We start from the raw sequence: 6,445 nt of genomic DNA on the forward strand, positions 1-6,445 counted from the left end.
CCTGAAATAATAGGACATTTTTAAAATAGCCGAATCGCTTGTGCTCCAAGCGATTCAGCTATTTTTCACCCCTCTAACTTCTAAAGTCAGGAATTAAAGCCTAGCATAAAGCTAAACCCTTCTTCTTAAGCACGCAATGTATAGGATCCTTTCGTTCTAACGACGGCCCAAAAACTATTCAGGATTCTAACAAATAGTGCCTTCAGATATAGTTTCTGTAACTATCTGAAGGCACTAATATATTTTTTAACTTTGATTTTCATGAATAATGTTCATGCATTAACTGGCAAAAGCTTTATACTACCCCATGCCGCTAAGCGATCATCTTTAATAAGAAGGATACCTGTAACCCCATTTATCCTCGAAGCAAATTCTAGAGCTTTTTCTAGATCATCCGTTGTTTGTATATAGTTTCCAGTAGCAGTAGCTACTGCATCTGCCAAAGGGACAGAAGGAGACAGGACTACTACAGCATCAGCTTTGCCAAAGCTTAAAGAATGGCCTACCTTGCCAGAAGACGTACATATTCCTAACGGTGTCTGACTAGGTCTAACCTCAATAGCTATCTGATTAGAAAGAGGAGAATCCCCGGCAAAAATTCCTACTTTGCGAATCCGGCTAGTTCGCATGAAAATATCTCCACCGTTTTCCACTATTACGTCCCTGGATCGTTTAGCAATTGCTTTGCCTACCCATTCTGCTACAGCACCAGCAACTGCAGCCATCGGACCAACCCCTGCAAGTCGTCCAGCCTCTGCCATAGTTTGAACTATAGGGGGAGCATCAGGCAAAATTGTATAAGGCGTTAGTGCCCTTACAAAATCTATATCTTTTTGAATGTATTCTTCAAGGGGTTTTCGACAAGCTCGAATGGTTTCTTCGACCCATTTAACTAACTCAGGGGAAAAGCGTTCTTTTCTTATACCAATATCAAGATCAGTCTCATTAATACCGAGTTGAAAATGAACTAGATCCTCCTGGCGGTGCTGCTGCCGATAACTTCGTTCCGTATAATTCAATTACAGACGAACCTCCATAGCCCACATTGGGCATACTTTTACACAAAGTTGGCAAAAAACACATTGATCTCCATCGAAGCGAACTTCCATAGACGGACGTTCCATATACAAGGCTCCCGTCGGGCAAATTCCTGTGCATGCTCCACACATCACACATTTTTCTTCATTTCTTATGATTTCTTGATTAAGGTTCTGAACAGACACACCTAGTTCACGCAAATAGTTTAGTCCATTCTCACTTTGATCTCCGGTAACCTCTAAGATCATTGTTCCTTCTTTTTTAGGATTTACGTCTGCTTTCACTATATTAACTACTAAATCAAAATCCTTTACTAAGCGATATACAATGGGCTTAACAGAGATATCTGTTCCAAAGCGGAGTACTATTCTCTTCGGCGACATATAATCAATCCTCCTTTATACTGTGCGCAATAAAGCCATCAGCAGGTGATGGGAGAGTTTTAACCGGTTCAGTCAACTGGAAGTCTCCCTTCTGAATCCACCCTTTTAAGGTTGCAGCAATTTCGCGAGCTCTAGGCATGCTAGACAAAGGTGCCGTAGGCACTTCTTTGCCGTTGACTATAATCTTTCCACTCTTAAGATCTGCATAGCTGACATATCCCAGATTTCCCGGTGTAAATGATGGATATGCTTCTCCGTAGTCAACAATAGGAGCAAATAGCTCCTCATCTTTCTTAGCAGCGTAGCGAGCAATTTCCTCATTTAGAATTGGAATTGGAATACCGACTCCTACACTAAGTGTTGCCCCATAGCCCAGATAACTTGTACCAACAAGCCATCGCGGGCTCATCTGCTTTAGATCTCCTGTAAGAGCAAGGGTTCCACCTGCACTCCCGAGTTCCTTTCCATCGACGTCAATCATTGAGGGAAAGTGTTGCGTACCATTCCAAGCAACATAACCAATTCCACCGCCAAGAAAAATCTTCGTGCCAACTCCGATTGTCTTAAAATGCGGGTCTTTCAATAAAGGGCTAAGTTGTCCTGAAGTTGAATAGTTGGCATTCCCCATTTGCGGTTTAATCATTCCCATATAGGTGTAAATCGTACGATTGGTTAAATTGACAGCGCAATTATAGTTTTGATAACAATTTCGAGGATTAAACAAAATAGCCTCATTGATGTCATCCAGTGTAATGGTTGTTTCAAGGTTTCTGCGTGGATAACAGTCAGTACCATATGCTAAAGCCTTTAATTTGACAGGTTTGCGAGCAACGAGGTCAGCGATAACATGCCCGCCGCCATATCGAAATTCGCCCGGATAGTTGCTATTCAACGGATCATCTTCGTGCATCTCTGTTGCTCCAATATAAGCGTCAACAGCTGCGATACCAGTATAAGCGGATACTCCGTTCAGCCAAACCTTTTGCATTTTCATTCGTGGTTTTGTGTGTCCAAAACTTAAAAAGGCACCAGACGAACACATAGGAGCGAATGTGCCAGTAGTTACAACATCAACCTCTTGCGCTGCTTTGGAAAGACCTTTTTCCTCTACAAGAGTAATAAGCTCCTCGGCAGTCACAACCACTGCTTTGCCTTCCCTGATTTTTGAATTGATCTCTGCATACGTTTTTTCAACACTCATGACTCTCCACCTCCAGATTTGTTACGTGTTAGTGTTACCACTGACTTTAGCCAAAGACTATTTACCAAAATCAGGTTCGAAGTTCAGTTCGCACCTATCACTTGGATAAGCTCAACTAAAATATCAAGTGTTTTTGCCTTATGGCAAGATATTGCTTGCTAATAGGTTAAACTGATTACTATATAGAAAAGACCTCTTCTGTGATAGAAGAGGTCAAAATCTCGTTTATTCGACACTCCTCTTATCTGCCAGGAAATTAATCCTGCAAGAATTAGCACCATGCTTTGTCCACGCCAGGTTCGCCTTTGCGTGTATTAAGCTGGTTGCCGGGTTTCATAGGGCTAGTCCCTCCACCACTCCGGATAAGAGCATATTAATTCAACTCATTATGCTGAGTCTAACATTTCACTAATACCCTGTCAATATAATTCTTTAGAAGTCTTTATAGTCTTTTGCACGTGTTCTTACACCACTACAGAATTAATTTATTCGTATAAATGTAAAATATTTCATAAATAAAACATAATATAATCGACATATTCCTACATATACTAGTGGTAAGTTATTTTCATTTTTCTTCATGTAGTTAGTCCTCTTCTTTGGATCTCCTTTTTTAGTAAGGAGATCGCTTTTTTTGTTTATTTAGGAATCATCGCTCTTAAAAATCAGCGGTAATGCCTACAATAACTGTCAAGATATCCCTCGAGCGCATAAATTAAATGAGATGTTCTTCGGGGAGGTTTTAGCATGATTTGTCCAGAACAACTTGCACCGGATTTTGAAACGGAAGCATATGTAAGGGGAAAAAAAGTGAACGTTCATCTAAATGATTTTATTGGTCAATGGATTCTCCTCATCTTCTATGCTAGCGATTTTACCTTTGTTTGACCGACTGAATTAGCAGCCGTGGCTGCTCAGCAGGAGACACTTCAAAAACTTGGAGTTCAAGTGTTAGCAATTAGCACTGACAGCATATACTCTCATAAGATTTTCGCAGAAACATCCCCCTCGGCGCGCACCGTTTGGTACCCTTTATTATCAGACCGATCTCATTCCATCTCAAATCAGTACGGAGTCCTCAGAAAAGAATTAGGAATACCCTACAGAGCAACCTTTATCATATCTCCTAGCGGAAGAGTCAAGTATGTCAGTCTTTATCCACCTGAGGTAGGACGCAACGTTGCTGAGGTCATTCGCATTATTCAGGGGCTAATTTATGAAGAGATGACTGGCCAAGGAGTTCCGGCCTACTGGAAACCTGGAATGACCGGAATTTTGATTGATTTTAAAAACGTTGGGAAAATCTAATCTAAGCTTGGACATAATTATTCATTCATAGGGTATTCTAAACGTATTCCAACGTTAAGGGAGGCATTATATGGAGCAGGATCAGTCGTTTAAAAACAAGCGTAAAATCCCCAAACGTGAAGATTTGCCATATAGCCATCAACCGGATCAAGATGGAAGAACTGACTACGGAAAAGATCAGGAAACAACTTATAAGGGTTAAAACGAGCTTAAATAATTTCATGTAAAAAAATAGCGGAGGTAGGATATGTCAAATAGAGCAACAGATAAAGCTCAAACTGGGAAACCTGATAGGGGTAAAAACTCCCCCTTTAAGAAAAAAACCCCACAAAGCCGGGCATGAGCCCGGCTTCTGGTTTATAATGATGTAATATATGAAAGCAATCTGATATAATGGAATAGACTAACTTATTTTGTTAAAAATACTTAAATAAAGGTGGTACTATGAAAAAAATTGAGGCTATTATACGACCTGAAAAACTGAATGACGTAAAGGTTATTCTATCAGACCTTGGTGTAAATGGGATGACCGTCTCTAATGTTTCGGGGTTCGGAAATCAGAAGGGGTATACTCAAATTTACCGCGGTCAAGAAATTGTTACTCGACTCTTACCAAAGATAAAGTTGGAAGCTGTAGTTTCATCTAATAAAGTCGATGAAGTTATTGCAGCTATTATCAAAACATCAAAAACAGGTGAATTTGGCGATGGTAAAATTTTTGTGTATGACGTAGCAGATGCTGTCCGCATTCGAACTGGCGAACATGGTGATGCTGCTCTCTAAAATCCTAATTAAAAGTTCCTACATATAAACATTTTCACTTAATTCAAAATCAGGATAGGCCTTTTCTCTATGTTGAGTTAAATCTAAGCCATTGACTTGCTCCTCATCGCTTGCTCTAAGAGGGGTAATTACGGCTATACCCTTTAAGATAACAAATGTCATTATACCTACAAATAGATAAGTAGCTATAACTGCAGATAATTGTATTAATACGGGTTCAAAACCACCTCCATTAATCCAACCATTTTTACCTTGCGGATTAAGGCTTAAGTCGGCAAATATTCCCGTAGCAATGGTGCCCCAAGTCCCTCCAATTCCGTGTATTCCAAACACATCTAGGGCATCATCATATCCTAACTTTGCTTTTAAAATACTGACTGCTAAATAGCAGATTCCGCCTGCAACAAACCCTATAAGCAGTGCACTAACCGTTGAAACATATCCTGCTGCGGGGGTGATAGCCACAAGCGCAGAGATAATCCCACTGACCGCGCCAAAAACTGTAATTTGACGACGATGAAGCCATTCGAGCATAGCCCACCCAATCATTCCAGTAGCCCCTGCAATTTGAGTTGTACCTAAGGCAAGTACTGCAACACCATTTGCACCCATTGCTCCTCCGGAATTAAATCCAAACCAACCGAACCACAATAGCCCTCCACCAAAGAGAACATTAGGCATATGATGAGGAATGTTCCATTCATACCCAATCTTTAAACGCTTACCTAAAACATAAGCTGCTACCAAACCGGACACACCTGAAGCTACTTCCACAACAGTGCCTCCTGCAAAATCCAGTACTCCTAAATTACGCATCCACCCGCCAACACCCCACACCCAATGGGCTAAAGGTATATATACAAATGTGCTCCAGAAAATTATAAAAAGTACAAATGCTGTAAAACGCATGCGTTCTGCAGTTGCTCCACTTATCACTGCCGGAGTGATAATTGCAAACATCAGTTGGAACAAAAAGAACAATAAATGTGGGATAGTTGGAGCATAGTCAGGGTTCGGTGTAAGACCAACTCCCTTAAGTCCCAACCAGTCAAGGCCACCAATAATATGACCGTAATCTGATCCAAAAGCTAATGAGTAACCGAATAATACCCAAATTACTGTGACTATCCCCATAGCTGCATAGCTTTGCATCATGATTGAAAGCACATTTCTTTTTCTGACCATTCCTCCATAGAATAGGGCCAGACCAGGTGTCATCAGGAAAACTAAAAGAGTACAAACAACTAGGAATGATATATCCCCAGTATCTAAAGCTGTCATTATGAAACCCCCTTGTCTCAAATATGTACTAAATAATAACTGGCGGCTAAAAATTCGTTGCAACTTGTGATCACAATAGCAACAAACAACAGCATAATTCATAGCTTATTGGGAATAGACTATCACCGCCCAAAAGCTATGTACTCGAGAACATAAAGAGGCTCTAAAAAAGCGTTTATATAAAACGCCCTTTTAGAGCCTCTTTGCTCTCTTAATCCTGTACTTGCAAGTAACTTTATTATAGCTTCCAAAGAGAAAAGTGTCTATATGTTTTTATCCCTTTATTATAATATTCACATATGTATCAATCCATATAGCTAAAATACTTACTGTGAAATTTGAATATTACGGTTTGTAGAGGTTCTTCCTTAATTTTGAGTACGGTCTATATAGGACTGTGTAATTATGGTATAATTAATGTAAAATAATACCGTAGGGGTACACTCAAATT

General features: G+C 40.1%; 7 protein-coding genes and 1 riboswitch. Of the genes, 3 read left to right on the plus strand and 4 right to left on the minus strand.

What is annotated here, in order from left to right; all coding sequences use genetic code 11:
• Positions 1-272: 272 nt before the first annotated feature.
• The 3 genes from BLS16_RS22795 to BLS16_RS22805 are packed head-to-tail and all read right to left on the minus strand — an operon-like array spanning position 273 to position 2,622.
• Positions 273-1,019, minus strand: a complete 747-nt coding sequence (locus tag BLS16_RS22795) for a UPF0280 family protein (RefSeq protein WP_092335867.1) — start codon at positions 1,017-1,019, stop codon at positions 273-275.
• Complete coding sequence (locus BLS16_RS22800; protein WP_034598145.1) at positions 1,020-1,421, minus strand: NIL domain-containing protein; 402 nt, start codon at positions 1,419-1,421, stop codon at positions 1,020-1,022. It abuts the gene before it with no gap.
• Positions 1,422-1,425: 4 nt separating this feature from the next.
• A complete protein-coding gene (locus tag BLS16_RS22805) occupies positions 1,426-2,622 on the minus strand; it encodes a homocysteine biosynthesis protein (protein ID WP_092335868.1) in 1,197 nt (398 codons plus the stop codon).
• A gap of 238 nt (positions 2,623-2,860) precedes the next feature.
• Positions 2,861-2,991, minus strand: a riboswitch (SAM riboswitch).
• Positions 2,992-3,369: 378 nt separating this feature from the next.
• Between BLS16_RS22805 and BLS16_RS22815 the strand changes: the two genes are divergently transcribed.
• From BLS16_RS22815 to BLS16_RS22820, 3 genes are all read left to right on the plus strand, one after another.
• Entirely contained in the window at positions 3,370-3,930 is a 561-nt protein-coding gene (locus BLS16_RS22815) for a peroxiredoxin (RefSeq protein WP_143015572.1), read from the plus strand.
• 70 nt (positions 3,931-4,000) lie between these two features.
• Positions 4,001-4,132: a hypothetical protein gene (locus tag BLS16_RS24735; RefSeq protein WP_282433789.1), complete on the plus strand. Its 132-nt coding sequence runs from the start codon at positions 4,001-4,003 to the stop codon at positions 4,130-4,132.
• A 242-nt stretch (positions 4,133-4,374) separates the two neighbouring features.
• Positions 4,375-4,713, plus strand: a complete 339-nt coding sequence (locus tag BLS16_RS22820) for a P-II family nitrogen regulator (protein ID WP_034598150.1) — start codon at positions 4,375-4,377, stop codon at positions 4,711-4,713.
• Between the two features lie 18 nt (positions 4,714-4,731).
• Here BLS16_RS22820 and BLS16_RS22825 read toward each other — a convergent pair whose 3' ends face one another.
• Positions 4,732-5,994, minus strand: a complete 1,263-nt coding sequence (locus tag BLS16_RS22825; protein ID WP_092335871.1) for an ammonium transporter — start codon at positions 5,992-5,994, stop codon at positions 4,732-4,734.
• Between the last annotated feature and the right edge of the window lie 451 nt (positions 5,995-6,445).

The organism is Desulfosporosinus hippei DSM 8344 (assembly GCF_900100785.1).
GTDB lineage: Bacteria > Bacillota > Desulfitobacteriia > Desulfitobacteriales > Desulfitobacteriaceae > Desulfosporosinus > Desulfosporosinus hippei.